Annotated in this window: 28 protein-coding genes and 2 pseudogenes; 20 read left to right on the plus strand and 10 right to left on the minus strand. The window is 71.3% G+C overall.

The features are described 5' to 3' along the window. The first annotated feature begins 61 nt into the window (after positions 1-61). Together LNW71_RS25760 and LNW71_RS25765 are read left to right on the plus strand one after the other, a co-directional pair. Positions 62-703, plus strand: coding sequence for a bifunctional 4-hydroxy-2-oxoglutarate aldolase/2-dehydro-3-deoxy-phosphogluconate aldolase (locus tag LNW71_RS25760; protein WP_250970398.1), 642 nt, complete (start codon positions 62-64; stop codon positions 701-703). A gap of 124 nt (positions 704-827) precedes the next feature. After that, positions 828-1823, plus strand: a complete 996-nt coding sequence (locus LNW71_RS25765) for a sugar kinase (RefSeq protein ID WP_308294519.1) — start codon at positions 828-830, stop codon at positions 1821-1823. A gap of 155 nt (positions 1824-1978) precedes the next feature. Here the strand turns inward: LNW71_RS25765 and LNW71_RS25770 are convergent, their stop codons facing one another. The 3 genes from LNW71_RS25770 to LNW71_RS25780 all read right to left on the minus strand — a co-directional run bounded on the left by LNW71_RS25770 (position 1979) and on the right by LNW71_RS25780 (position 4773). Beyond that, positions 1979-2992, minus strand: coding sequence for a COX15/CtaA family protein (locus LNW71_RS25770; protein WP_250970399.1), 1014 nt, complete (start codon positions 2990-2992; stop codon positions 1979-1981). A gap of 69 nt (positions 2993-3061) precedes the next feature. After that, positions 3062-3829 (minus strand): ABC transporter permease, encoded by a 768-nt coding sequence (locus LNW71_RS25775; protein ID WP_250970400.1) that lies wholly within the window; start codon positions 3827-3829, stop codon positions 3062-3064. Continuing rightward, entirely contained in the window at positions 3826-4773 is a 948-nt protein-coding gene (locus tag LNW71_RS25780; protein WP_250970401.1) for an ABC transporter ATP-binding protein, read from the minus strand. Before LNW71_RS25780 ends, LNW71_RS25775 begins: the two co-directional genes overlap by 4 nt. Positions 4774-4909: 136 nt before the next feature. Between LNW71_RS25780 and LNW71_RS25785 the strand changes: the two genes are divergently transcribed. The 9 genes and pseudogenes from LNW71_RS25785 to LNW71_RS25825 all read left to right on the plus strand — a co-directional run bounded on the left by LNW71_RS25785 (position 4910) and on the right by LNW71_RS25825 (position 13013). Beyond that, positions 4910-5650 (plus strand): metalloregulator ArsR/SmtB family transcription factor, encoded by a 741-nt coding sequence (locus tag LNW71_RS25785; protein WP_250970402.1) that lies wholly within the window; start codon positions 4910-4912, stop codon positions 5648-5650. After that, positions 5647-7068 carry a Fe-S cluster assembly protein SufB gene (sufB, locus tag LNW71_RS25790; RefSeq protein WP_250970403.1) on the plus strand — a complete coding sequence of 474 codons (1422 nt, stop codon included), beginning with the start codon at positions 5647-5649 and terminating at the stop codon, positions 7066-7068. The genes LNW71_RS25785 and sufB overlap by 4 nt, the downstream gene beginning before the upstream one ends. Positions 7069-7128: 60 nt before the next feature. Next, positions 7129-8310, plus strand: coding sequence for a Fe-S cluster assembly protein SufD (gene sufD, locus LNW71_RS25795; RefSeq protein ID WP_250970404.1), 1182 nt, complete (start codon positions 7129-7131; stop codon positions 8308-8310). Then, positions 8310-8626, plus strand: a pseudogene (locus LNW71_RS25800) (bifunctional 3-phenylpropionate/cinnamic acid dioxygenase ferredoxin subunit). The gene sufD and the pseudogene LNW71_RS25800 overlap by 1 nt, the downstream one beginning before the upstream one ends. Positions 8627-8633: 7 nt before the next feature. Next, complete coding sequence (gene sufC, locus LNW71_RS25805; protein WP_250970405.1) at positions 8634-9398, plus strand: Fe-S cluster assembly ATPase SufC; 765 nt, start codon at positions 8634-8636, stop codon at positions 9396-9398. 43 nt (positions 9399-9441) lie between these two features. Beyond that, positions 9442-10662: a cysteine desulfurase gene (locus tag LNW71_RS25810; protein ID WP_250972148.1), complete on the plus strand. Its 1221-nt coding sequence runs from the start codon at positions 9442-9444 to the stop codon at positions 10660-10662. A 21-nt stretch (positions 10663-10683) separates the two neighbouring features. Further along, positions 10684-11139 (plus strand): Fe-S cluster assembly sulfur transfer protein SufU, encoded by a 456-nt coding sequence (gene sufU, locus LNW71_RS25815; RefSeq protein WP_024492621.1) that lies wholly within the window; start codon positions 10684-10686, stop codon positions 11137-11139. Beyond that, positions 11136-11474: a metal-sulfur cluster assembly factor gene (locus LNW71_RS25820; RefSeq protein WP_250970406.1), complete on the plus strand. Its 339-nt coding sequence runs from the start codon at positions 11136-11138 to the stop codon at positions 11472-11474. Before sufU ends, LNW71_RS25820 begins: the two co-directional genes overlap by 4 nt. 144 nt (positions 11475-11618) lie before the next feature. Next, positions 11619-13013: a DUF3616 domain-containing protein gene (locus LNW71_RS25825; protein ID WP_374119449.1), complete on the plus strand. Its 1395-nt coding sequence runs from the start codon at positions 11619-11621 to the stop codon at positions 13011-13013. Between the two features lie 453 nt (positions 13014-13466). On the opposite strand, the gene LNW71_RS25835 is transcribed toward LNW71_RS25825, so the two are convergent. Both LNW71_RS25835 and LNW71_RS25840 read right to left on the minus strand, forming a co-directional pair. Beyond that, a complete protein-coding gene (locus tag LNW71_RS25835; protein ID WP_250970408.1) occupies positions 13467-13622 on the minus strand; it encodes a hypothetical protein in 156 nt (51 codons plus the stop codon). Next, on the minus strand, positions 13619-13858 hold the full coding sequence (locus tag LNW71_RS25840) for a hypothetical protein (protein WP_250970409.1): 240 nt from the start codon (positions 13856-13858) through the stop codon (positions 13619-13621). The genes LNW71_RS25835 and LNW71_RS25840 overlap by 4 nt, the downstream gene beginning before the upstream one ends. A 103-nt stretch (positions 13859-13961) precedes the next feature. Between LNW71_RS25840 and LNW71_RS25845 the strand changes: the two genes are divergently transcribed. Further along, a complete protein-coding gene (locus LNW71_RS25845; RefSeq protein ID WP_250970410.1) occupies positions 13962-14792 on the plus strand; it encodes a helix-turn-helix transcriptional regulator in 831 nt (276 codons plus the stop codon). Further along, complete coding sequence (locus LNW71_RS25850; protein ID WP_250970411.1) at positions 14789-14998, plus strand: DUF397 domain-containing protein; 210 nt, start codon at positions 14789-14791, stop codon at positions 14996-14998. Before LNW71_RS25845 ends, LNW71_RS25850 begins: the two co-directional genes overlap by 4 nt. A 117-nt stretch (positions 14999-15115) precedes the next feature. Here LNW71_RS25850 and LNW71_RS25855 read toward each other — a convergent pair whose 3' ends face one another. After that, on the minus strand, positions 15116-15502 hold the full coding sequence (locus LNW71_RS25855) for a hypothetical protein (protein WP_250970412.1): 387 nt from the start codon (positions 15500-15502) through the stop codon (positions 15116-15118). A 110-nt stretch (positions 15503-15612) separates the two neighbouring features. Next, positions 15613-16632, minus strand: coding sequence for a hypothetical protein (locus tag LNW71_RS25860; protein ID WP_285803015.1), 1020 nt, complete (start codon positions 16630-16632; stop codon positions 15613-15615). 211 nt (positions 16633-16843) lie between these two features. On the opposite strand from LNW71_RS25860, the gene LNW71_RS25865 reads away from it, so the two are divergent. Together LNW71_RS25865 and LNW71_RS25870 are read left to right on the plus strand one after the other, a co-directional pair. Continuing rightward, positions 16844-17164 carry a multidrug efflux SMR transporter gene (locus LNW71_RS25865; RefSeq protein ID WP_250970414.1) on the plus strand — a complete coding sequence of 107 codons (321 nt, stop codon included), beginning with the start codon at positions 16844-16846 and terminating at the stop codon, positions 17162-17164. Further along, positions 17164-17700: a TetR family transcriptional regulator gene (locus LNW71_RS25870; protein ID WP_250970415.1), complete on the plus strand. Its 537-nt coding sequence runs from the start codon at positions 17164-17166 to the stop codon at positions 17698-17700. The genes LNW71_RS25865 and LNW71_RS25870 overlap by 1 nt, the downstream gene beginning before the upstream one ends. Here the strand turns inward: LNW71_RS25870 and LNW71_RS25875 are convergent. Continuing rightward, the gene (locus LNW71_RS25875) at positions 17690-18598 is read right to left on the minus strand and encodes a winged helix-turn-helix transcriptional regulator (protein ID WP_250970416.1); all 909 of its coding nucleotides are present in this window, start codon (positions 18596-18598) and stop codon (positions 17690-17692) included. The two genes, LNW71_RS25870 and LNW71_RS25875, sit on opposite strands and share 11 nt — an antisense overlap. A gap of 317 nt (positions 18599-18915) precedes the next feature. Here LNW71_RS25875 and LNW71_RS25880 point away from each other — a divergent pair, with 317 nt between their 5' ends. The 4 genes and pseudogenes from LNW71_RS25880 (at position 18916) to dapD (ending at position 21509) form a co-directional block, all read left to right on the plus strand. After that, positions 18916-19512, plus strand: a complete 597-nt coding sequence (locus LNW71_RS25880; RefSeq protein ID WP_250970417.1) for an RNA polymerase sigma factor — start codon at positions 18916-18918, stop codon at positions 19510-19512. Further along, positions 19499-19672 (plus strand): hypothetical protein, encoded by a 174-nt coding sequence (locus tag LNW71_RS25885; RefSeq protein ID WP_250970418.1) that lies wholly within the window; start codon positions 19499-19501, stop codon positions 19670-19672. The genes LNW71_RS25880 and LNW71_RS25885 overlap by 14 nt, the downstream gene beginning before the upstream one ends. Continuing rightward, a pseudogene (locus LNW71_RS25890) lies at positions 19606-20370 on the plus strand (CU044_5270 family protein); the annotation flags it as partial. The gene LNW71_RS25885 and the pseudogene LNW71_RS25890, both read left to right, overlap by 67 nt. A gap of 149 nt (positions 20371-20519) precedes the next feature. Further along, the gene (gene dapD / locus LNW71_RS25895) at positions 20520-21509 is read left to right on the plus strand and encodes a 2,3,4,5-tetrahydropyridine-2,6-dicarboxylate N-succinyltransferase (protein ID WP_250970419.1); all 990 of its coding nucleotides are present in this window, start codon (positions 20520-20522) and stop codon (positions 21507-21509) included. Positions 21510-21587: 78 nt separating this feature from the next. On the opposite strand, the gene dapA is transcribed toward dapD, so the two are convergent. After that, entirely contained in the window at positions 21588-22481 is an 894-nt protein-coding gene (gene dapA / locus LNW71_RS25900; RefSeq protein ID WP_250970420.1) for a 4-hydroxy-tetrahydrodipicolinate synthase, read from the minus strand. 221 nt (positions 22482-22702) lie between these two features. Here dapA and LNW71_RS25905 point away from each other — a divergent pair, with 221 nt between their 5' ends. Next, positions 22703-23284: a DUF4232 domain-containing protein gene (locus LNW71_RS25905; RefSeq protein WP_250970421.1), complete on the plus strand. Its 582-nt coding sequence runs from the start codon at positions 22703-22705 to the stop codon at positions 23282-23284. 18 nt (positions 23285-23302) lie between these two features. Here the strand turns inward: LNW71_RS25905 and LNW71_RS25910 are convergent, their stop codons facing one another. After that, on the minus strand, positions 23303-23743 hold the full coding sequence (locus tag LNW71_RS25910) for a GNAT family N-acetyltransferase (RefSeq protein ID WP_250972149.1): 441 nt from the start codon (positions 23741-23743) through the stop codon (positions 23303-23305). Between the last annotated feature and the right edge of the window lie 34 nt (positions 23744-23777).

Consider the following 23777-nt stretch of genomic DNA (forward strand, 5'->3'; position numbering starts at 1 on the left):
GTGACCGCCGCAACCGTGGCAGCGACCGCAACAGCCGTACCGAAGAACAAGGAACCCGCACGTGGATCTGCTGACCGAACTGCGCACCCGCCGAATCGTCGCCATCGTGCGCGGCGCCGACGCGGACGCCGCGCTCAGGACCGTACTGACCCTGGCCGACGAGGGCCTCTCGCTCATCGAGGTCTCCCTCAGCGGGAAGGACGCGCTCGAAGTCATCCGGCGGGCCCGGACCGCCCTCGGCCCGGCCGCGCCGCTCGGCGCGGGAACCGTCCTGACCGCGGCGGACGCGGCCGCGGTGCACGAGGCGGGAGCCGACTTCGTCGTCACCCCGGCCGTGTGCGAGGGCGTCACCGAGGCGAAGCGCCTCGGCCTGCCCGTGCTGGCCGGAGTGATGACCCCGACCGACATCGTGGCCGCGCAGCGGCTCGGCGCGGACGGGTACAAGATCTTCCCCGCCGCGCAGGCCGGCGGCCCCGGCTACCTGAAGGCGCTGCGCGGGCCGTTCCCGGACGCGCCGTTCGTGCCGGTCGGCGGCGTGGACGCCGAACTGGCCCGCGACTACCTCGCCCGGGGCGCGACCGCCGTGGGCGTCGGCTCCCCGCTGATCGGCGACGCCGCGGACGGCGGCAGCACCGACGCGCTGCGCGCCCGCACCCGCGCCTTCCTCGACGCCGTGCGCCTCCCCGCGGACGCCGGGCGATGAGCGCCGGCGCGCCCGTCCACGGACGCCCCGGCACCCGGATCGCGGCCGCCGGAGCGGGCATCCGGTCCGCCGGTAGGGCCGAGGCCCCGGGCCCGGCCGCCGCCTGCCGGCAGGGGAGCTCCCTGTGACCGAGACCTCCCGCACGGGCAGCCCGTGGCCGGCCCGGCCCCCGGTGACCTGCATCGGCGAGACCATGGCCGCACTGGTGCCGGACCCGGCCGCCCCGCTGGAAGGGGCCGACCGGCTCGGGGTACGGATCGCCGGCGCCGAGTCCAATGTGGCGATGTACCTCGCCGTCCACGGGGTGCCCGCCCGCTGGGTCTCCGCCCTCGGCGACGACCCGTTCGGCCGCCGGATCCGCAGCGAGGTCGCCGCGTCCGGTGCCGACGTCAGCGGGGTACGCACCGACCCGCACCGCCCGACCGGCCTCCTCGTCAAGGACCCCGGCAGCGACGGCACCCGGGTCCACTACTACCGCCGCGGCTCCGCCGCCTCGGCGCTGACACCGGACCTGCTGGGCGACGAGGCGGTGCGCACCGCCGGGCTCATCCACCTCAGCGGCATCACCCCGGCGCTCTCCGCGAGCTGCCGCGACCTGGTGGCCGCACTGCTGGAACCCCCCGTGGCCGAACGCCCCTGCCCCGTCAGCTTCGACGTCAACCACCGGCCCGCCCTCTGGCCGGACGGCACGGCTGCCGCGGTGCTGCTCGACCTCGCCCGGCGGGCGGACATCACCTTCGTCGGCCTCGACGAGGCCCAGGCGCTGTGGGGGGAGGGGCTGCGCGACGCGGCCGCCGTGCGCGACCTGCTGCCCGAGCCCCGCATCCTCGTCGTCAAGGACGGCGGGCGGGCCGCCACCGCCTTCGACGGCACCCGGGTCCACACCGTGCCGGCCCCCCGGGTCGAGGTCGTCGAGCCGGTGGGCGCGGGTGACGCGTTCGCCGCCGGGTACCTCGCCGGGCTGCTGCGCGGCGAGGACACCGTACGGGCGCTGCGGCTGGGGCACCTCACCGCGGGCGCCGCGCTGCGGGTCACCGGTGACCACGGCCCCCTGCCGGACCCCGCCCGGCTCGCCGCACTGCTGGACGCGACGCCGCAGGAGTGGGCGCGCGGAGAGTGACCTGGGTGCCGGCGGGAGCCTTCGTGAGTGCGGCGCCTCGCCGGCGCAGCGGCCCGGCACCGGCGTAGCGGTCGCGGCTTCGGTAAAAAAGGTCCGGCCCGCATCCCGGTCAGGGGGTGCGGGCCGGACCTCGTGGGCCGGGGTCGTGCGGCGGCTCAGCCGGCCGTCGCGGGCTCGGGCTGCTCGGCTGCCGGGCCCGGCAACGGGGCGGCGGCCACCGGCCGCTCACGCTGCGACAGCAGCACGCGCACCACGCCGATCCACACCAGGCACGAGCCGAACATGTGCAGTCCGACCAGGATCTCCGGCGTGTCGGTGAAGTACTGGACGTACCCGATGACGCCCTGCGCCATCAGGATCAGGAAGAGGTCGCGGGCCCGGTGCAGCGGCCCGACGGGGGCGTCGACGGCCTTCAGGACGAACCAGAGCGCGACGGTCAGCGCCACCACGACCCAGGCCAGGTCGGCGTGGAGCTGGGCGATCGTCTTCCAGTCGATCGGGATGCGGTGGACGTCGCTGGAGTCACCGGCGTGCCGGCCGGACCCCGTGACCACCGTGCCGACCGCGATCAGCAGCCCGGCCGCCACCACCAGCAGCCAGGTCAGCTGCGAGACGGCCTTGCCGACCAGCGGACGGGGCTCCGTGTCGCCCTCCCTGGTGCGCTGCCAGGTCACCAGCGCGATCGTCAGCAGGGCGGTGGAGAGCAGGAAGTGCGCCGCGACGGTGTACGGGTTGAGCCCGACCAGCACGACGACGCCACCGAGGACGGCGTTGCCCATCACCACCCAGAACTGCGCCCAGCCGAGCCGGGTGACGCTGCGCCGCCACGGCTTCGCGGACCGGGCGGCGATGATCGCCCATCCGACCGCCGCGCACAGCACGTACGTGAGCATCCGGTTGCCGAACTCGATGGCGCCGTGGAAGCCCATCGCGCTCGTCGCCGTCAGGCTCTCGTCGGTGCACTTGGGCCAGGTGGGGCAGCCCAGACCGGAACCGGTCAGCCGCACCGCCCCGCCGGTCACGACGATGGCGACGGCCATGACGACGGCCGACATCACCGCGCGGCGCACCGTCCGTGGGGACGGCGTCCAGCGGTCGGCGATGAACAGGAGCGGGTTCCGCACGGCTTGAGCGACATCGGCTCGGGTCAGCTTTGGCACGCGCACCATCGTAGGCGGCCGCTTGTGCAAGCTTTCACGAGGGGGACGAACCATGACCTCGTGCGGGTACCGGCGGGCTCACTCCCAGCGGAAGAACCGGGCCGCCGCGCCCAGGCCCAGCACCGCCCAGACGGCCAGGATGCCGAGGTCGCCCCACGGCATCGCCGCCCCGTGCTGCAGGACGTCCCGCAGCCCGTCCGACAGGGCCGCGATCGGCAGCAGCCCCAGCACGGACTGCACGGCGTCCGGGAACTTCTCCAGCGGCACGATGACCCCGCCGCCGACCAGCAGCAGCAGAAAGACCAGATTGGCGGCGGCGAGGGTCGCCTCCGCCTTCAGCGTGCCGGCCATCAGCAGTCCCAGCCCGGAGAACGCCGCGGTGCCGAGCACGAGCAGCAGCAGGACGGCGAACGGGTTGCCGTGCGGGGACCAGCCCAGCGCGAAGGCGATCACCGTCAGCAGCACGACCTGCAGCACCTCGGTGACCAGCACGGCCAGTGTCTTGGCGGTCATCAGCGCCCAGCGGGGGAGCGGTGAGGCGCCCAGCCGCTTGAGGACCCCGTAGCGCCGCTCGAAGCCGGTGGCGATGGCCTGGCCGGTGAAGGCCGTGGACATCACCGCGAGGGCGAGGATGCCGGGTGTGAGGAAGTCGACCGACTCGCCCGCGCCGGTGTCCACGATGTCGACCGCGCTGAACAGCACCAGCAGCAGCGTCGGGATGATCACCGTCAGCAGCAGCTGCTCGCCGTTGCGCAGCAGCATCCGCGTCTCCAGCGCGGTCTGCGCGGCGATCATGCGCGGCAGCGGGGCGGCGCCCGGCCGGGGGGTGTACGTACCGGCGCTCATGCGCGCAGCTCCTTGCCGGTCAGTTCCAGGAAGACGTCCTCCAGGGTGTGGCGCTCGACGGAGATGCCGGAGGGCATCACGCCGTTCTGCGCGCACCAGGAGGTGACGGTGGCCAGCAGCTGCGGGTCCACCTGGCCGGTGATGCGGTACGTGCCCGAGGTGAGCTCGGCCGCCTCCGTGCCGTCGGGCAGCGCCTTCAGCAGGGAGCCGAGGTCGAGGTTGGGGCGGCCGGTGAAGCGCAGGGTGTTCTCGGCGCCGCCGCGGCAGAGCGTCTCCGGGCTGCCGTGGGCGATGAGCCGGCCCGCGTCGATGATGGCCACGTCGTCGGCGAGCTCCTCGGCCTCGTCCATGAAGTGGGTGGTGAGCACGACGCTGACGCCGTCGGCGCGCAGCTCCCGTACGAGGTCCCAGGTGGAGCGGCGGGCCTGCGGGTCGAGGCCGGCGGTCGGCTCGTCCAGGAAGACCAGTTCCGGGCGGCCGACGACGGCCATGGCCAGGGCGAGCCGCTGCTGCTGGCCGCCGGAGAGCCGCCGGTAGGCGGTGCGGCCGCAGCTGCCCAGGCCCAGGCGCTCGATCAGGGCGTCCACGTCCAGCGGGTGGGCGTGCAGTTTCGCCATGTGGCGCAGCATCTCCTCGGCCCGGGCGCCGGAGTAGACGCCGCCGGACTGGAGCATCACGCCGATCCGGGGGCGGAGCCGCGCCGCGTCCTTCAGGGGGTCGAGACCGAGGACCCGGACCGTCCCGTCATCCGGACGGCGGTATCCCTCGCAGGTCTCGATCGTGGTGGTCTTCCCGGCGCCGTTGGGTCCCAGGACCGCGGTGACCGCGCCGGCCTCCATGCACAGGTCGAGGCCGTCCACCGCGGTCCGGCCGCCGTACCGCTTCACCAGGCCACGGACCTGGACGGCCGGTGCGGACGGGGGTGGGGCGGGCTCGCTCTTCATGGGCGGTAAGTCTAGGCAGCCGCCTGCCGGACTCCCGTCCGGGGCCTTGATTAGGTAACCCTAAGTGATCGATTCCACCGTAGATCGTTTCGGAGGGTGGTTGTCAGGGCCGAACTAATTACGCAACAATGGCGTTGTGAAATACGTGGGCGAGGCTTCGCAGGAGGAACTCGCGACCGGTGAGCGCTCGACGCGCAACCGGATCGCGCGCTCCGTCCTGGACCACGGCCCCTCCACCGCCGCCGACCTGGCGAAGCGCCTGGGCCTCACCCAGGCCGCCGTCCGCCGTCAGCTCGACGCACTCCTCTCCGACGATGTCGTCGAGGCCCGCGAACAGCGGGTGTACGGGGCACGGACCCGTGGCCGTCCGGCCAAGGTGTTCGCCCTGACCGAGTGCGGCCGGGACGCCTTCGACCAGTCCTACGACGACCTCGCCGCGGACGCCCTGCGCTGGATCGCCGAGACCGCGGGCGACGAAGCTGTCATGGCGTTCGCCAGGGCGAGGGCCGCCGACCAGTCGGGGGCCTACCGCGCGGCGGTGGACGCCGCGGACCCCGAGGCCCGCACGGAGGCTCTGGCCAAGGCCTTGTCCGCCGACGGGTACGCTGCTACGGCGCGAAGCGCGCCGGGCCCGCAGCAGGGTGAACAGCTGTGTCAGCACCACTGCCCGGTGGCACACGTCGCCGAGCAGTACCCGCAGCTGTGCGAGGCGGAGACGGAGATCTTCTCCAGCCTCCTGGGGACCCATGTGCAGCGACTCGCCACGATCGCCCACGGCGACGGGGTGTGCACGACCTACATCCCGCGAAGCGGCCACCCCACCCCACAGACCACTCATTCAGCATCTGCAAGCAAGCCCGGGAGGAACCCCGCATGACGCTCCCTACGGAGACTGCCCACCCTGAGCTCGATGGCCTGGGCACGTACGAATTCGGCTGGGCCGACTCCGACGCGGCAGGCGCAGCGGCCAAGCGCGGCCTCTCCGAGGCTGTCGTCCGCGACATCTCGGAGAAGAAGAACGAGCCCGAGTGGATGCTGAAGCTGCGGCTCAAGGGCCTCAAGCTCTTCGGCAAGAAGCCCATGCCGAACTGGGGCTCGGACCTGTCGGGCATCGACTTCGACAACATCAAGTACTTCGTGCGTTCGACGGAGAAGCAGGCGGCGTCCTGGGAGGACCTGCCCGCGGACATCAAGAACACGTACGACAAGCTCGGCATCCCGGAGGCGGAGAAGCAGCGCCTCGTCGCCGGTGTAGCCGCGCAGTACGAGTCCGAGGTCGTCTACCACCAGATCAACGAGGAGCTGGAGGCGCAGGGTGTCATCTTCATGGACACCGACACCGCGCTGAAGGAGCACCCGGAGCTCTTCAAGGAGTACTTCGGCACCGTCATCCCGGTCGGCGACAACAAGTTCGCCTCGCTGAACACGGCCGTGTGGTCCGGTGGCTCGTTCATCTACGTGCCGAAGGGCGTGCACGTGGAGATCCCGCTCCAGGCCTACTTCCGTATCAACACGGAGAACATGGGCCAGTTCGAGCGGACGCTGATCATCGTCGACGAGGACGCCTACGTCCACTACGTCGAGGGCTGCACCGCGCCGATCTACTCCTCGGACTCCCTGCACTCCGCCGTGGTCGAGATCATCGTGAAGAAGGGCGGCCGCTGCCGCTACACGACGATCCAGAACTGGTCGAACAACGTCTACAACCTGGTCACCAAGCGCGCCGTGGCCTACGAGGGCGCGACCATGGAATGGGTCGACGGCAACATCGGCTCCAAGGTCACCATGAAGTACCCGGCCATCTACCTGATGGGCGAGCACGCCAAGGGCGAGACCCTGTCCATCGCCTTCGCGGGCGAGGGCCAGCACCAGGACGCCGGCGCCAAGATGGTCCACATGGCTCCGAACACCTCGTCCAACATCGTCTCCAAGTCGGTGGCGCGAGGCGGCGGCCGTACCTCCTACCGCGGTCTGATCGAGATCGGTGAGGGTGCGCCGGGCGCGAAGTCCAACGTGCTCTGTGACGCGCTGCTCGTCGACACGATCTCGCGCTCCGACACCTACCCGTACGTCGACGTCCGTGAGGACGACGTGTCGATGGGCCACGAGGCGACCGTCTCCAAGGTCTCCGAGGACCAGCTCTTCTACCTGATGAGCCGCGGCATGACGGAGTTCGAGGCGATGGCGATGATCGTGCGCGGCTTCGTCGAGCCGATCGCGAAGGAGCTCCCCATGGAGTACGCCCTCGAGCTGAACCGGCTGATCGAGCTGCAGATGGAGGGTTCGGTCGGCTAGTACGCCGGCGACCGAATCCCCCGACATCGTCCGACTGAGAAAGCGAGCACTACGACAGCCATGGCTGAGGCTCAGAACATTCCGGCGGGATCCACCACCGCCGGGTCCATCGCGGTGGCCGCCGAGTCGACCGTCGCCACGCGCATGAGCGCGCCCCCGTCCTTCGACGTCGCGGACTTCCCGGTCCCGCACGGCCGCGAGGAGGAGTGGCGGTTCACGCCGCTGGAGCGGCTGCGCGGGCTGCACGACGGCACGGCCGTCGCCAACGGCGGCGGCGTGAAGGTCGCGATCGAGGCCCCCTCGGGCGTCACGGTCGAGACCGTCGGCCGCGACGACGCCCGGCTGGGCAAGGCCGGTACGCCGGTGGACCGCGTCGCCGCGCAGGCCTACTCGTCCTTCGAGCAGGCCTCCGTCGTCACGGTCGACAAGGAAGCCGTGCTCGCCGAGCCGATCCGGATCACCGTGCACGGCGAGGGCGGCGTGGCCTACGGCCACCAGGTCATCGAGCTGGGCGCCTTCGCCGAGGCCGTCGTCGTCATCGACCACACCGGTGACGCGGTGCTCGCCGCCAACGTCGACTACGTCCTGGGCGACGGTGCGAAGCTGACCGTCGTCTCCGTCCAGGACTGGGACGAGAGCGCCGTCCACGTCGGCCAGCACAACGCGCTGGTCGGCCGGGACGCCTCCTTCAAGTCCATCGTGGTCACCTTCGGTGGCGACGTCGTCCGCCTCCACCCGCGGATCGCCTACGCGGGCCCCGGCGGCGAGGCCGAGCTCTTCGGTCTGTACTTCACCGACAAGGGCCAGCACCAGGAGCACCGCCTCCTGGTCGACCACAACGCCCCGCACTGCAAGTCCAACGTGGCCTACAAGGGCGCGCTGCAGGGCGAGGGCGCGCACGCCGTCTGGATCGGTGACGTCCTGATCCAGGCGAGCGCCGAGGGCACCGACACGTACGAGATGAACCGCAACCTGGTCCTCACCGACGGTGCGCGGGTCGACTCGGTCCCGAACCTGGAGATCGAGACCGGCGAGATCGTCGGCGCCGGACACGCCTCGGCGACCGGCCGCTTCGACGACGAGCAGCTGTTCTACCTGCAGTCCCGCGGTATCCCGGCCGAGGAGGCCCGCCGCCTCGTCGTGCGCGGCTTCTTCGCCGAGCTGGTCCAGCAGATCGGCCTGCCGGACGTCGAAGCACGTCTCCTCGACAAGATCGAGACCGAGCTGAAGGCGTCGGTCTGATGGCCTTCGTCAAAGCCTGTGCGCTGAGCGAGCTGGAGGACGACACCCCAAGCGGGTGGAGCTCGAAGGCACGCCGGTGTCCGTCGTCCGCACCGAGGGCGAGGTGTTCGCGATCAACGACATCTGCTCGCACGCGAACGTCTCACTGTCCGAGGGCGAGGTCGAGGACTGCATGATCGAGTGCTGGCTGCACGGATCGAGCTTCGACCTGCGCACCGGCAAGCCGTCCGGCCTTCCCGCGACGCGCCCCGTCCCCGTATACCCCGTCAAGATCCAAGGGGACGATGTGCTCGTCTCCGTCACCCAGGAGTCCTGAGTCACCCATGGCAACGCTTGAAATCCGCGACCTGCACGTCACCGTCGAGGCCGACAACGCCACGAAGGAGATCCTCAAGGGCGTCGACCTGACCGTGAAGCAGGGCGAGACCCACGCCATCATGGGCCCCAACGGGTCCGGCAAGTCCACCCTTGCGTACTCCCTCGCAGGCCACCCCAAGTACACGATCACCAGCGGCACGGTGACCCTGGACGGCGAGAACGTCCTGGAGATGTCCGTCGACGAGCGCGCCCGTGCCGGCCTGTTCCTCGCCATGCAGTACCCGGTCGAGATCCCCGGTGTCTCGGTCTCCAACTTCCTGCGCACCTCCGCCACCGCCGTCCGCGGCGAGGCGCCCAAGCTGCGTACCTGGGTGAAGGAGGTCAAGGAGACGATGGCCGGCCTCCAGATGGACCCGGCCTTCGCCGAGCGCAACGTCAACGAGGGCTTCTCCGGCGGCGAGAAGAAGCGCCACGAGATCCTTCAGCTGGAGCTCCTCAAGCCGAAGATCGCGATCCTCGACGAGACCGACTCCGGCCTGGACGTCGACGCGCTGAAGACCGTCTCCGAAGGCGTCAACCGGGTCCGTGAGTCCGGCGAGGTCGGCACCCTGCTGATCACGCACTACACCCGGATCCTCCGCTACATCAAGCCCGACTTCGTGCACGTGTTCGCCAACGGCCGGATCGCCGAGTCCGGCGGCGCCGAACTCGCTGACAAGCTTGAGGACGAGGGCTACGAGGCCTACACGAAGGGTGGCGCTTCCGCGTGACTGACGCCCGACAGGGCTCTCCGGCCTCCTCGACACCGAGGCGATCCGCAAGGACTTCCCGATCCTGGACCGCACGGTCCACGACGGCAAGAAGATCGTTTACCTGGACAGCGCGGCGACCTCGCAGAAGCCGCGCCAGGTGCTCGATGCCCTCAACGAGTACTACGAGCGGCACAACGCCAATGTGCACCGCGGCGTGTACACGATCGCGGAGGAAGCCACGGCGCTGTACGAGGGCGCTCGTGACAAGGTCGCCGCGTTCATCAACGCGCCCAGCCGCAACGAGGTGATCTTCACCAAGAACGCCTCGGAGTCGCTCAACCTCGTCGCCAACATGCTCGGCTGGGCCGACGAGCCCTATCGGGTCGACCACGAGACCGAGATCGTCACCACGGAGATGGAGCACCACTCCAACATCGTGCCGTGGCAGCTGCTCTCGCAGCGCACCGGTGCGAAGCTGAAGTGGTTCGGCATCACCGACGACGGCCGGCTCGACCTGTCCAACATCGACGAGATCATCACCGAGAAGACGAAGATCGTCTCCTTCACGCTGGTCTCGAACATCATGGGCACGATCAACCCGGTCGAGCAGATCGTCCGGCGCGCGCAGGAGGTCGGTGCGCTGGTCTGCATCGACGCCTCGCAGGCCGCCCCGCACATGGTGCTCGACGTGCAGGCGCTGCAGGCCGACTTCGTGGCCTTCACCGGCCACAAGATGGTCGGCCCGACCGGCATCGGCGTGCTCTGGGGACGGCAGGAGCTCCTGGAGGACCTGCCGCCGTTCCTCGGCGGCGGCGAGATGATCGAGACGGTGTCGATGCACTCGTCGACGTACGCCCCGGCGCCGCACAAGTTCGAGGCCGGTACGCCCCCGATCGCCCAGGCCGTCGGCCTCGGCGCGGCCGTGGACTACCTCTCGGCGATCGGCATGGAGAACATCCACCGCCACGAGCAGGCGATCACCGAGTACGCGGTGCGGCGGCTCCTGGAGGTCCCGGACCTCCGGATCATCGGCCCGGCCACCGCCGAGGACCGGGGAGCCACGATCTCCTTCACGCTCGGCGACATCCACCCGCACGACGTGGGCCAGGTACTCGACGAGCAGGGCATCGCGGTCCGGGTCGGACACCACTGCGCACGGCCGGTCTGCCTGCGGTACGGAATTCCTGCGACGACGCGAGCGTCGTTCTATCTGTACTCCACGCCCGCCGAGGTCGACGCCCTGGTGGACGGTCTGGAACACGTCCGGAACTTTTTCGGTTAGACAGCGGCTGAGGGTTGACTGGTGAAGCTTGATTCCATGTACCAGGAAGTGATCCTGGACCACTACAAGCACCCCCACGGGCGTGGCCTGCGGGACGGCGACGCCGAGGTGCACCACGTCAATCCGACGTGCGGTGACGAGATCACGTTGCGGGTGCGGTACGACGGCGAGACCATCGCCGATGTGAGTTACGAGGGCCAGGGCTGCTCGATCAGCCAGGCCAGCGCCTCCGTGCTGAACGAGCTGCTGGTCGGCAAGGAACTGGGCGAGGCCCAGAAGATCCAGGCCGCGTTCCTGGAGCTGATGCAGTCCAAGGGACAGCTGGAGCCGGACGACGCGATGGAGGAGGTGCTGGAGGACGCGGTCGCGTTCGCCGGTGTCTCCAAGTATCCGGCCCGGGTCAAATGCGCGCTGCTGAGCTGGATGGCGTGGAAGGACGCGACGGCGAAGGCGCTGTCCGAAGGGAAGACCGCATGAGCGAGAACGAGACCCTCACCACCAAGCCGGCCTCCGAGGAGGAGGTCCGCGAGGCGCTGTACGACGTCGTCGACCCCGAGCTGGGCATCGACGTCGTCAACCTGGGCCTGATCTACGGCATCCACGTCGACGACGCGAACATCGCCACCCTCGACATGACGCTGACGTCCGCGGCCTGCCCGCTGACCGACGTCATCGAGGACCAGGCGAAGTCCGCCACCGACGGCATCGTCAACGAGCTCCGGATCAACTGGGTCTGGATGCCGCCGTGGGGCCCGGACAAGATCACGGACGACGGCCGCGAGCAGCTGCGCGCGCTGGGCTTCAACGTCTGAGCGGCACCACCGCTGTGTGAACGGCCCCCGGCTCCTGCCGGGGGCCGTTCGACGTTGTTCGTCCGCCGTACCCCCTGCGTCCGCCTGGCGTTGACGCGAGAATCGGAACCTACTCATCGACACCACGCCGACGAGAGGCAATCCGTGCTGCATCACCTTGTCCTCCCCCCTCGCAGGACCGTCGCCGCTGTGGGCGGCGCCCTGGCGCTGGCAGCCCTCGGCCTCGGCGCACCCGCGCACGCCGCGAGCTACGGGACGCCGACGATCACGCTGTCGGCCGGATACCTCTCCGGTGCCGTCGGCGCCACCGCCGACCCCGTGCTGACCGTCACCGTCGCCCAGAGCGGCGCCGACGTCACCGCGCTCGGCGTCGCCGCGTCCGCCAGCTCCAAGTCGTCCGTCGCCGCGACCGGCGACGTGACCGTCACCGGCACGGGCGCCACCCGGCAACTGCGTGTCGCCGCCCACGCCCGCGGCTACACCGACCTCACGATCAAGGTCACCGGCCTCGGCGGGAAGACCGCCACCAAGTCTCTGCACTACGCGGCGTCCGCAGCCGTGCAGAACGCCGCTGACACCCGCTACCTCACCGGCTCCTCCGACGCCTCGGCCGCCGTCGACGTCGGTGGCGGCTACGCCGTGGTCGCCGACGACGAGTCCAACACCCTTCGCCTCTACGACCGTTCGGCCTCCGGCGCCCCCGTCCGCACCTGGGACATCGCCTCGAAGCTGGGCGTCTCCAAGGAGGTCGACATCGAGGGTGCGGCCCGGGTCGGCAACACGGTCTACTGGACGGGCTCGCTCGGCAACAACAAGGACGGCGAGTACAAGTCCGACCGCAACACCGTCTTCACGACCACGGTGAGCGGCTCCGGCGCCGCCACGCAGCTGACCGTGGGCGGCTCGTACAAGAAGCTCCGGGACGACCTCGTCGCCTGGGACAAGTCCAACGGCAACCGCTACGGCTTCGCCGCGGGCACGGCGGACGGCGAAGTGCCCAAGCAGATCGACGGGTTCAACGTCGAGGGCCTGGAATTCGCCCCCGGCTCGACGACCACCGCCTACCTCGGTTTCCGGGCGCCGCTCGTCCCGCCGAAGGAGGGCGGCAAGGCGCTGATCGTGCCCGTCACCAACTTCGACAAGGTGGCCGGTTCCGGGGCCAAGGCGCTGATCGGCACCCCGATCGAGCTGGACCTCGGCGGGCTCAGCATCCGCGACATCCGCAAGAACTCCGCCGACCAGTACCTGATCGTGGCCGGTTCCTGGGCCGCGGACGACAACTCCGACCCGTACGCCCTCTACTCCTGGGACGGCGTCGCGGGACACGCCCCGCAGAAGCGGCTCGACCTGCCGACCGCCGACCCGGGCGGCTGGGAGGCCGTCGTCGACGTACCGGACCTGAACACACCCGGCGCACGCGCCCAGCTGATCACGGACGCCGGCTCGGCCGACCTCTACGGGGACGGCACGGAGGCCAAGGACCTCGACCACGACGAGTGGAAGAAGTCCCGCGCCACCTGGTTCACCGTCAACAACTGACCCTGAGCGGCGAACCCCACGGTTCGCCCGTCGTACGGCCGTGCCCGCCGGTCCGCCTGGCGTGCACGGCCGTCTCGTTGTCCCTCGACGGCACGGTCCGGCCGGACGCGCCACCCGGTGAGCGTCACCAGGAGGCCGGCGACGGGATCGACCACGGTGAACACGTCGGGACTCCCGGCTTGCAGCCGGGCCATCGCCTCGTCCTGCTGCCCCTCGTCCCCGGCCCAGGACCGGAGCCCCTCCCGCACACCGGAACTCCGCAGGACGACCCGGCGTACCCCCGCCCCACCGGACCACGCGGAGCCGCACGAAGCCCCCGCCCGTCCACGAGCCGCAACGCCTGCCGCCGCAGCCAGCGCAGGGCGATCCGGCGATTGCGCAGCACGGCCCCGCCGAGCGGGACGGCGCGCGATCCGGTGGTCGCGGTGATCTCCACGGCGTAGCAGGGGCCGGTCACGCGGCGCGCTCCCCGTGCTCGGCGGCGAGATGCCGCCTGCGCAGCACACGGCAGTCGGTCGCCCTGCTCCCGTCCCGTTCACGCCGGGCCTCGGCCTCGGCCAGGTCGAGTTCCCGGCAGCGCCGGCACTCGGCGGTGTGCTCGGCGCTCATGCGACCTCCCCCCGGCTCCTGGCGTTCTCGTACGCGGTACGGGCGCCGAGGCGCTCGTCGCGGGTGGCGGGGCGGACGTGCTCGGGGAGGGCTTCCCACTCAGGACCCCCGCCGATCGGCCGCAGTGACCAGTAGGGGCCGGAGACCCCTCGGAACTCCCCGACACGGCCGCCGCGACTGCTGTCCACGACGAGCGTTCCGGCGAGCGGGAGTTGGGCATGGTTCGGCTCGGACACCGCCGCTCCTCTCTGTAGTCGTTTCACTACCAAGGGCGTTCAGCGTGGCTTAGAGTCAGGGTGTCTTCAACTTACGGAAAGTGGCAGGCAAGTTAGGTGCCAGATGGTGAACCGAAAGAACCTTGATCCCGAGCGTTCGCCCAGTGCGGCGTTTGGGGCACGACTCCGCAGCTTGAGGGACGAGCGCGGCTGGACGCAGGGCGAGCTGGCGGAGCGCATCGGGTGCTCGGGCGCTCATATCTCCGCAGTCGAAACTGGGCGGCGGATGCCAACTCAACAGTTCGCGGCAAGTGCTGACAGGGCACTCGGGAGCGGAGGCCGGCTGCAACGTCAGAGCAGGGCCGTCCGTTACAGGGCCCTGCTGGAGGGATTTCCGGAGTACCTGACGCACGAGGAGCGCGCAGTAGAGGTCAGGCTCTACGAGGTCGGCGTGATACCCGGTCTGCTCCAGACGCAGGAGTACGCATCAGCCCTCGGGGACAGCACCGTGAAGCGGGGCGTTGCCTCCCGGGAGCAGGCTGACGAACGGGTCTCCCTGGTGGCGCGGCGTCAGGCTTCGCTCACGCGTACGCCGCCCCCTTTGGTATTCGTCGTACTCGACGAGAGCTGCCTTCTCCGACCGATCGGTGGCCATGCAGTCATGGAGGCCCAGTTCGCCCGGTTGATGGAGTTTGCCGAATTGCCGAACACCGTGCTTCAAGTGGCCCCTTTCGATCTCGGGGTTCGTCGCCCGATGACGCTGCCGGTGACCGTGCTCACGATGCCGGACCGCTCGCTCATGTCGTACGCGGAGTCGGCCAATCGGGGCCACCTTGAGCGGGAAAGTGCTTCCGTACTGCCGCTATTGACGGACTACCATCAACTGCAGGCCGAAGCGTTGCCCCGAGCGGCATCCGTGGCCATGATCAGCCGCTTACGAAAGGGCAAGCCGTGACAACCGATTCCCCCCGTTGGTTCAAGTCTTCGTACAGCGAGAACGGCGGCCAGTGCATCGAGGTCGCCACCGACCTCGTCGCCTCGCGTGGCGTGGTCCCCGTCCGTGACTCCAAGAATCCGGCCGGTCCCGTGCTGAACGTCGCCGCCGGTTCGTTCGCCTCCTTCGTGGCGGGGGTCAAGGCGGGGGAGTACCGCACTGTCTGACCGTCCGTCACGCAACGTCTCCCGATGGCGCCCCGTCCTGTGCTGGTTCAGCAGGGCGGGGCTCTTGCGTCGGGCGGCAAGGCTCAGCGGCCAGTCATTTCGTGTGGCCGTCCTGGCTCAGGCGGCGACCCGCCATACCTGCACCAGGCAGAACTGGTCCTTTCCCTTCAGTCCGCCTTCGTGGCCGGGAGGTGAAGCCAGGGAATCCCGGGGGCCGGGCAGGGGAGAGGTGAAGGGTTCGTTCTCGGGATTGAACGCCCACTGCCACCGCATCCGGTACGTTCCCGCGGCGGGCAGCACCAAGGGGACCTCCTCCACCCCGTCGTCGACGGTCGCGACACCCAGTTCGCCTTCGGGGAGCGCCACCTCGACCTCTTCCCGGCCGGACCACGAGGCGGAGGAGGCCGGAGGCGGAGTGAACGCGTCGACACTCGTGTCCACCAGTCCGAACAGGCGATGACTCGGGGAGACCGTTGTCTCGCAGGCGTCCAGCAGCCTACTCAATGGGCACCTCTCTCAAGACGGCCGACAACGTCGTCCATTGTTCCTCATCGGCCCCCCTCCACCCGGGAAGTCCCCCGCTGGCCAGGGGAGTTGCCCGCCCGCGGCCGCCGCTATGCCGTGTACTGCGCCGGTACGGCGGCCGCCTCGGCGAGGACCGGGCCCAGGCTCTCGGTGCGCATCCGGCGGTCCACGTACAGCAGTCCGGTCACCAGCGGCGGGAAGGTGGCCACGATCAGCTGGCTGATGAGCTGACCGACCATGACGGCCACCAGGTAGCCGCTCATGGCCAGGGCGACCGAGGCCGGGTTCGGGTCGTCGCTCAGGTTCGCCGAGCCGAGCATGCCCGAGAACATGCCGAGGAGCGAGAACGGCAGCTGGATCACGTAGCTCGCCGTCCCCGCGACGGCGCCGGCCAGCAGGGTGATCCCGAAGATCCGCCACCAGTCGCCGCGCATCAGCTGGGACGAGCGGCGCATCGCGGCGATGGGTCCCTGGTTCTCGAAGACCACGGCCGAGGGGGCCAGGCTGAACTTCACCCAGAGCCAGACCGCCAGCGGCGTTGTCGCCAGGGCGCCGAGGACGCCGATGACGACCAGCGCGATCGAGCCGTCGTCGTCCGCCATGGTGACCACACCGATCACGAAGGCGATGAAACCGGCCCAGGCGAGCAGGATCGGCACCAGCGCGATCAGCCAGGTGAGGAACACCGTGGCGATCACGGCGGGCACCCGCGCCCAGGCCCGCCGCCAGATGTCCGAGAAGCCGGCCGGCCGGCCCAGGACCGCCTCCTGGAGGACCGCGGGCACGGCCGCGTACATCAGGGCCGTGGCGAGCACGACCGTGACCAGGCCCACCACCGCGATCGCGCCGAACGCGACGACCACCGGTATCCAGTCGTCAGAGGCGGCGTTCTCGTCCGAGCTGAGCGCGAACAGCCGGTCCAGGTGGTCCCCGGTCGCGGAGTACGCGATCGCGACCGCTGCCGCGAGCACGGCCAGCGCACCGCCGTACGCGGCCGCGCCGATGCCCAACAGCTGCTTCCAGTAACGGCCCACGGTGGCGAACGCACCGTTGAATATGTCCCCGAGCCTCATCGGCCCCAGCGGTATCACCCCGGGCTTGGGCGGCATCCAGCCGCCGCCCCAGCCGCCCCAGCCGGGCGGTCCTCCAGGAGGTCCCCCGTACGGCGCGCCCCCGTACGGACCGCCGCCCCACCCTGCGTCCTGCGCCACTGCTGCTCCGTCGGTCAGTCGATCATGTACATGGACGGACCACGGTAGCGCCCCTTGCGGTACGGCGGTTCAGGCCTCCCGGAATGCGTCGATGCGTACTCTCGTACACATGGGATATGGACTGCTGGCCGCGGCCATCGCGGCCGAGGTGGCCGGGACGACCGCGATGAAGTACAGCGAGGGGTTCACCCGGCTCTGGCCCTCGCTGATCACCGTCGTCGGCTATCTGCTCGCCTTCTCGCTGCTCGCCCAGACCCTCAAGACCATGTCGATGGGCACCGCCTACGCGATCTGGGCCGGCATCGGCACCGCGGCCGTCGCCGTGATCGGCGTGCTGTTCATGGGGGAGTCCGGCAGCCCGGTCAAGGTGGCGGGCATCGTGCTGGTCATCGCCGGTGTGGTGGTGCTCAACGTGGGCGGGGCGCACTGATGGTGCGGCGGTACGACCCCGAGCGGCGCACCCGGATCATCGACGCGGCGATCCGGGTGGTCGGTGCCAGGGGGATCGCCGGCCTCAGTCACCGCTCCGTCGCGGCCGAGGCCGATGTGCCGCTCGGCTCGACGACGTACCACTTCGCCTCCCTGGACGAGCTGTTGACCGCCGCGCTCCGCCGGTCGAACGAGAACTTCGCCGCGGGCATGCGGGAGAGCCGGGCGCTCGCCGATCCGGCGGCCGACCTCGCGGCCGAACTCGCGCGGCTGCTGAGGGAGTTCTTCGGCGGCGGCCGCGGCCGCGCGGAGCTGGAGTACGAGCTCTACCTCGCCGCCCTGCGCCGACCCGCGCTGCGGCCGGTCGCCGCCGAGTGGACCGACGCCGCGGCCGGACTGCTGGCGGCCCGCACCGATCCGGCCACGGCGCGGGCGCTGGTCGCGCTGATGGACGGCATCTGCCTGCAGGTGCTGCTCACCGGCGGGGTCTACGACGAGGCGTACGCGCGGGAGATGCTGGGGCGGATCAGCGGCTGACCCCGTCCGCCGGGTTCCCGCCCGCCGCCGCTGCCCGGACCGCAGTCAGTGCCGCCTGCACGCTCTGCTCGATGTCGGTGATCGGATACAGCGCCTCGCGGACCGTGCGGTCCCGGTCCACCACCAGCGTCAGCCGCTTCATGCGGCTGACCCCCGCGGCCCGGAAGGTCGGCAGCCGCAGCGCGGCCGTCAGCTCGAGTCCGGCGTCCGAAAGCAGCGGGAAGCGCAGCCGCTCCGCCTCCGCGAACGCCCGCTGCTCGTCCGGGCGCTGGGTGGAGACGCCGTGCACCGTCGCGCCCGCCGCCGTGAACTCGGCCAGCTGGTCGCGGTAGCTGCACGACTCGAAGGTGCAGCCCCGCGCGCCGGGGATCTCGGCCCAGCCCGGCGGATAGGACTCCTGGCGGGCGTAGGCGCCGGGGAAGAAGTACAGGACGGTGTACGGAGTCCCGGCGACCGGATCGTGCTCCCCGCCGGTGTGCGCCGGCAGGCTCAGCTCCGGTACCCGGGTGCCCACCAGTGCGTGCACCCGTGCGGCCTCCTGCGAGGCCTCCTGCGTGGTCGCCATGGTCGTTCCGTCTCCCGTCACCCAGGCGTCGCCCCAGTCCTGGAGCGCGATCAGTACAGGCAGCAGGGCGCGGCCGCGCGGGGTGAGCCGGTACTCGTAGCGGGCGGGCCGCTCCTGGTACGGCTCCCTGGACAGGACACCCGCCTCCACCAGCAGCCGCAGCCGCTCGGTGAGGACCTTGCGGGACATGCCCAGCTCCTGCTGGAGCGCGTCGAAACGGTGCACCCCGCGCGCCGTGTCCCGCACGATCAGCAGGGTCCACCAGTCGCCGACCACGTCGAGCGCCTGGGCGATCGCGCAGTCGGCGTCGGCCAGGCTGGTGCGCTGGGGCATCGGGCTCCTCCGTCACGTCGGACGGCCATTCAACTGGATTGACCTGCGGAAAGCATGCTGCCATAGTCCGTTCCCAAAAGGAACTCACAGGGAGTGGCGCGGGATGGGGATGCCGGCGGTCCCGGTCCTGCTCGCCGCGATCGTCCGCGTCGACCTCGTCTACCGCCGGCAGTACTCGACACCGCCTGCGCGATGCCGGCCTGCGGGGCGGGGCGGCGGTGCTCCTGGCCCGGCGGCTGCGTGAACCCGTCAGGCCGCTTCGGGCAACAGGAGGTGACACACACCGCGCATCAGCCACTGCAGAAGACGGAGACCCCGTGACCGGACCCCCGGGAGACGACGCCGCAGTCGTCAGCCAGTCGCTGGAACGGCCCGAGACATTCGCGCTGCTCTACGACCGGTACGCCCCCGACATCCATCGCTACGCCGCTCGGCGGCTCGGTGAGGGCGCCGCCGACGACATCACCGCCGACACCTTCCTCACCGCCTTCCGCTCCCGCGCCCGCTTCGACACCGGCCGGGAGAGCGCCCGGCCCTGGCTCTACGGGATCGCGGCCAACCTCATCGGCAGGCACCGCCGTGCCGAGATCAGGGGCCTGCGCGCGCTGGCCCGCACCGGGACCGACCCGGTGGCCGAGTCCTGGACCGAACGGGCCGACCACCGCGTCAGCGCCCAGGCGGCGCACGGTGAACTCGCCGGAGCGCTCGCCGCCCTGTCCGCCGGCGACCGGCACGTACTCCTGCTGATCGCCTGGGCCGACCTCAGCTACCAGGAGGTGGCCGACGCGCTCTCGCTGCCCGTCGGCACGGTCCGCTCCCGGCTCAACCGGGCCCGTCGCAAGGTGCGCCAGGCCCTGGGCGCCGATCCCACAGTCGTGACCGAAAGCCTGGAGGTGGCCCATGGCCAAGGATGAGCTGACACTGCTGCGGGAACTGCGCGCCGACGCGCCCGCCCCGGACCGGGCCGCGCTGGCCGAAGGCCGGCAGCGGCTGACCGAGGCCGCCGGGCGGCGGCGCCGGCTGCGGGGGACTGGCGGCTCGCCGCGCTGGCGACCACCGCGGCGGTGGCCCTGACGACCGTGCTCGGCGCCCAGTACATCGGCGGCGACCAGGGCACCCTGCCCGGCGCCGCACCCGCGACCGTGTCCGAACTGGGCAGTGCCGCACAGGTGTTGCGGGACGCCGCCGACGAGGTCGCGGACGACCCGGTGCCGAAGCCGCGGGCGGGTCAGTGGGTCTACACCAAGGACCTGGAGATCCGGGCCCAGGAGGACGGCCCGGGGGAGGAGCGCGGCGGCCGCCGGGAGACCGAGCACTGGTACCGGTACGCGGACCCGGCCTTCGAGAACGGGAGGTCGGGCGACGACCACTCGCCCCGCGAAAGATTCCGGTTCCTGGCGGACCTGCCTGCCGACCCGGTCCAGGTGAGGAAGCGGGCCCGCGCCTTCTACCCGGGCAACGGCGAGAGCCCCGCCCGGCACGACTTCAGGGCGCTCCGGCTGCTGGCGTCGTCGTATCCCGCCGACCCGCGGGGGCTCGCCCAGGTGTACCGGGCGATGGCCACCGTCCCGGGACTGCGGGCCGTACAGACCCAGGACGCGCTGAACCGGCCGGTCATCGGCATCCACTTCCCGGGGGAGCGCGATCTGCTGCTCCTGGACGCGAAGACCTCGCGGTATGCGGGCAACGGCTCGCTGGACTCCCCGGTCGCGGACGGTGTCAGTGCCCTTCTGAGGAGCGTTCTGGTCGACCGGAAGGGGCAGCGGTCCTGACCCTCCGGGTCGCGAGCCGTCATCCGCCGTACGGGGGCCACGGGGGTGCTCCCCGTACGGCGGACGGCGCGTGCGCAACCGGTGGCCCGCGACGCCCGGACGCTGAGACCGGTTCGCCGGGGCGGGGCCCGGCCGGTTAGGTTCTGGTCATGACCGACACGACTTCCACCCGTACCACCGGCGCCGTCGCCGCCGGCCTCGCCACCATCGCCGGCGACGGTTCCGTTCTCGACACCTGGTTCCCCGCGCCCGAGCTCACCGCCGAGCCCGGCCCGGCCGGAACCGAGCGGCTCACCCCCGACCGTGCCGTCAACCTGCTCGGTGAGGGCGCCGCCAAGGCCATCGGCGTGGACGCCCGCCGCGGGGTCGAGGTCGTCGCCGTGCGTACGGTCATCGCCTCGCTCGACGACAAGCCGCTCGACGCGCACGACGCGTACCTGCGGCTGCATCTGCTCTCGCACCGCCTCGTCCAGCCGCACGGGCAGAACCTGGACGGCCTCTTCGGCCTCCTCACCAACGTGGCCTGGACCTCGCTCGGCCCGGTCGCCGTGGACGACCTGGAGAAGGTGCGGCTGAACGCCCGCGCCGAGGGCCTGCACCTCCAGGTCACCTCGGTCGACAAGTTCCCGCGCATGACGGACTACGTCGCGCCGAAGGGCGTCCGGATCGCCGACGCCGACCGGGTGCGGCTCGGCGCGCACCTCGCCGCCGGCACCACCGTGATGCACGAGGGCTTCGTCAACTTCAACGCCGGCACCCTCGGCACGTCGATGGTCGAGGGCCGGATCTCCGCCGGTGTCGTCGTCGGCAACGGCTCCGACATCGGCGGCGGCGCCTCCACCATGGGCACGCTCTCCGGCGGTGGCAAGGAGCGCATCGTGATCGGCGAGCGCTGCCTGGTCGGCGCCGAGGCCGGGGTCGGGATCGCGCTGGGCGACGAGTGCGTCGTGGAGGCCGGTCTGTACGTCACCGCCGGAACCCGGGTCACCCTGCCGGACGGACAGGTGGTCAAGGCGCGTGAGCTCTCCGGCGCCTCGAACATCCTCTTCCGCCGCAACTCGGTGACCGGCACCGTCGAGGCCCGCCCGAACAACGCGGTCTGGGGCGGCCTCAACGACGTCCTGCACAGCCACAACTAGGGTCTTTCCGTTCGGACCGGGCCGGATCGGGGTGCGGCACCAGGGCACGCGAACCCGGCAGGATCCGGACGAGCGGCCCTAAAGTGCGGCGAGCAGTTCCCCGTACGCCCTTCGCAGCCCGTCGGCCGCCTCGCGCCCGGCGGGCTGCAGTGGTTCCCGGACCGGTCCCGCGTCCAGCAGCGCCTTCGCCGTCACGGTGCCGGGCAGCCCGGACGCCATCATCAGGACGGTGAGCGGTGCCAGCAGCCCGTTCAGCCGGGCCGCCCGCGCGGTGTCGCCGGTGTCGAACGCGTCCAGTACGGACCGCAGCTGACGGGGCGCCACATTGGCGACGGTGCTGACGTAGCCCGCCCCGCCCACCGCGTACAGCGGCAGGTTCAGTTCCTCGCAGCCCGAGTAGTACGCCAGGCCGGTGGCGGCGATCACCCCGGTCGCGCCCAGCAGGTCCTGCGAACAGTCCTTCACCGCCACGACGCGTGGGTGCTCCGCAAGCCGCAGCATCGTCTCCGGTTCGATGCGGGTGCCGGTGCGGCCGGGGATGTCGTACAGCATCACCGGAAGGCCGGTCGACCCGGCGACGCGCAGGAAGTGCGCCTCGACAGCGGCCTGCGGGGGCCGGCTGTAGTACGGGGTCACCACCAGCAGGCCGTCGGCGCCCGCCTGCTCCGCCTGCCGGGCCAGCTCCACGGTGTGCCGGGTGTCCGCACTGCCGACACCCGCGAGCACCGGCACCTGCGAGCCGACCGCCTCCCGCACCGCGCGCAGCAGCGTGGCCTTCTCGGCGTCCGAGGTGGTCGGGGACTCCCCGGTGGTGCCGCTGAGCACCAGACCGTCGCAGCCGTCCGCGACCAGAGCGGCGGCGTGCGCTGCGGCGGCGTCCGGATCGAGCGCGCCGTCGGCGGTGAACGGCGTGATCATGGCGCAGAGGGCGCGGCCGAAGGGGCGCGGGCGGGACGGTGCGGGCGGCGTCATGTCCCGAAGTGTCCGCCCCGCGGACCGTGAAGGTCCACTTAGTTCTTCTCCGGGTGAAGGTGAAGGAACACTCAACAATCGCCGCTCTGGCATGATCGGCCGAAATTCATGGCGGGCCGAAGTGGGGGCGGGTGCATGAGCATGCGGGCAGTGAACGGGACGGGGATACGCAGACCGGTCCTGGCGGCCCTGGCCGTGGCCGGGGCACTCACCCTGTCGGGGTGCGCGGGATTCCTGGTGCCGGCGGGGAGGGGGAGGCGGGCCCGAGTCCGTCGCGCACGGCCACGGCGGACGCGCTCGCGCCGACGCCCCCGGACATCGCGTCCGCGGCCCCCGAGCGCCCCGGGGCCCCCGTCCGGCCGACCCCCGCGCTCTCCGCCACCGGCTGCCCGGCCTCGGGCCTCGTCGTGGACATGGGGCCCGTGGAGGCCGCCCTCGGCCACCGGGCCGTCGGGCTCACCCTGACCAACTGCGGCAGCAAGCCCACCCGGGTCGACGGCTACCCCTCGGTCCAGGCCGTCGACGAGAACGGCGACGCGCTCCCGGTGAAGGTGAACCCCGGCTCGTCCTACTTCGGCACCGACCGGGGCCCCGAGGAGGTCATGCTGGCACCCGGGAAGACCATGACGTCCCTCCTCGTCTGGGTCTCCACCCCGACCGGCGGCGACCTGATCGAGGGCGACGCGCTGGAGATCGCCCCGGCGCCCGGTCTGGAGGCGCGCAGCTTCCCGCTGGAGGGCAGCGACGTGCGGCTGCTCGACGAGTTCAACATGACCGGCTGGCGGACCGCGCCGAGCCGGTGAGGGCGCCCGCCCCGGTCTTCAGAGGGTGAGCTTGAAACCTTCGTGGCTGGCGGCGAAGCCCAGCGACGCGTAGAACCGGTGCGCGTCCGTACGCTGCCTGTTGCTGGTCAGCTGCACCAGCGCGCACCCCCGCTGCCGTGCCCGCTCGACGGTCCGCTGCATCAGCTCCCGCCCGAGCCCGCCGCCCCGCCGGTCCGGCCTGATCCGGACGGCCTCGATCAGCGCCCGCTCGGCGCCGTGCCTGCCCAGCCCGGGGATGTAGGTGGCCTGCAGACAGCCCACCACCGTCCCGCCGTCCACCAGCACCAGGATCTCGTTGCGCGCGTCGGCCGTGACGTCGGCGAACGCCTTCTCGTACGCCTCGTCGACGACGACCGAGGCGGGGTCGACGACCTCGTCCTCGTCGGCGAGGAGCGCGAGCACGGCAGGCAGGTCCTGGCGGGTGGCGGTACGCAGCATCACGTCCCGGATTCTGGCACGGCGGCCCGGCGCG

This window comes from Streptomyces sp. RKAG290 (assembly GCF_023701695.1).
Lineage (GTDB): Bacteria > Actinomycetota > Actinomycetes > Streptomycetales > Streptomycetaceae > Streptomyces.

Excerpts from the sequence above, each read along its gene's own strand:
- LNW71_RS25860 (WP_285803015.1), bottom strand. The coding sequence starts at position 16,632 with ATGCCGCCCAAGCCCGGGGTGATACCGCTGGGGCCGATGAGGCTCGGG.
- LNW71_RS25770 (WP_250970399.1), bottom strand. The coding sequence starts at position 2,992 with ATGGTGCGCGTGCCAAAGCTGACCCGAGCCGATGTCGCTCAAGCCGTG.
- LNW71_RS25845 (WP_250970410.1), top strand. The coding sequence starts at position 13,962 with ATGGTGAACCGAAAGAACCTTGATCCCGAGCGTTCGCCCAGTGCGGCG.
- LNW71_RS25820 (WP_250970406.1), top strand. The coding sequence starts at position 11,136 with ATGAGCGAGAACGAGACCCTCACCACCAAGCCGGCCTCCGAGGAGGAG.
- dapD (WP_250970419.1), top strand. The coding sequence starts at position 20,520 with ATGACCGACACGACTTCCACCCGTACCACCGGCGCCGTCGCCGCCGGC.
- LNW71_RS25910 (WP_250972149.1), bottom strand. The coding sequence starts at position 23,743 with ATGCTGCGTACCGCCACCCGCCAGGACCTGCCTGCCGTGCTCGCGCTC.
- LNW71_RS25775 (WP_250970400.1), bottom strand. The coding sequence starts at position 3,829 with ATGAGCGCCGGTACGTACACCCCCCGGCCGGGCGCCGCCCCGCTGCCG.
- LNW71_RS25835 (WP_250970408.1), bottom strand. The coding sequence starts at position 13,622 with ATGAGCGCCGAGCACACCGCCGAGTGCCGGCGCTGCCGGGAACTCGAC.
- LNW71_RS25885 (WP_250970418.1), top strand. The coding sequence starts at position 19,499 with ATGGCCAAGGATGAGCTGACACTGCTGCGGGAACTGCGCGCCGACGCG.
- LNW71_RS25870 (WP_250970415.1), top strand. The coding sequence starts at position 17,164 with ATGGTGCGGCGGTACGACCCCGAGCGGCGCACCCGGATCATCGACGCG.
- LNW71_RS25865 (WP_250970414.1), top strand. The coding sequence starts at position 16,844 with ATGGGATATGGACTGCTGGCCGCGGCCATCGCGGCCGAGGTGGCCGGG.
- dapA (WP_250970420.1), bottom strand. The coding sequence starts at position 22,481 with ATGACGCCGCCCGCACCGTCCCGCCCGCGCCCCTTCGGCCGCGCCCTC.
- sufC (WP_250970405.1), top strand. The coding sequence starts at position 8,634 with ATGGCAACGCTTGAAATCCGCGACCTGCACGTCACCGTCGAGGCCGAC.
- sufD (WP_250970404.1), top strand. The coding sequence starts at position 7,129 with ATGGCTGAGGCTCAGAACATTCCGGCGGGATCCACCACCGCCGGGTCC.
- sufB (WP_250970403.1), top strand. The coding sequence starts at position 5,647 with ATGACGCTCCCTACGGAGACTGCCCACCCTGAGCTCGATGGCCTGGGC.
- LNW71_RS25780 (WP_250970401.1), bottom strand. The coding sequence starts at position 4,773 with ATGAAGAGCGAGCCCGCCCCACCCCCGTCCGCACCGGCCGTCCAGGTC.
- LNW71_RS25875 (WP_250970416.1), bottom strand. The coding sequence starts at position 18,598 with ATGCCCCAGCGCACCAGCCTGGCCGACGCCGACTGCGCGATCGCCCAG.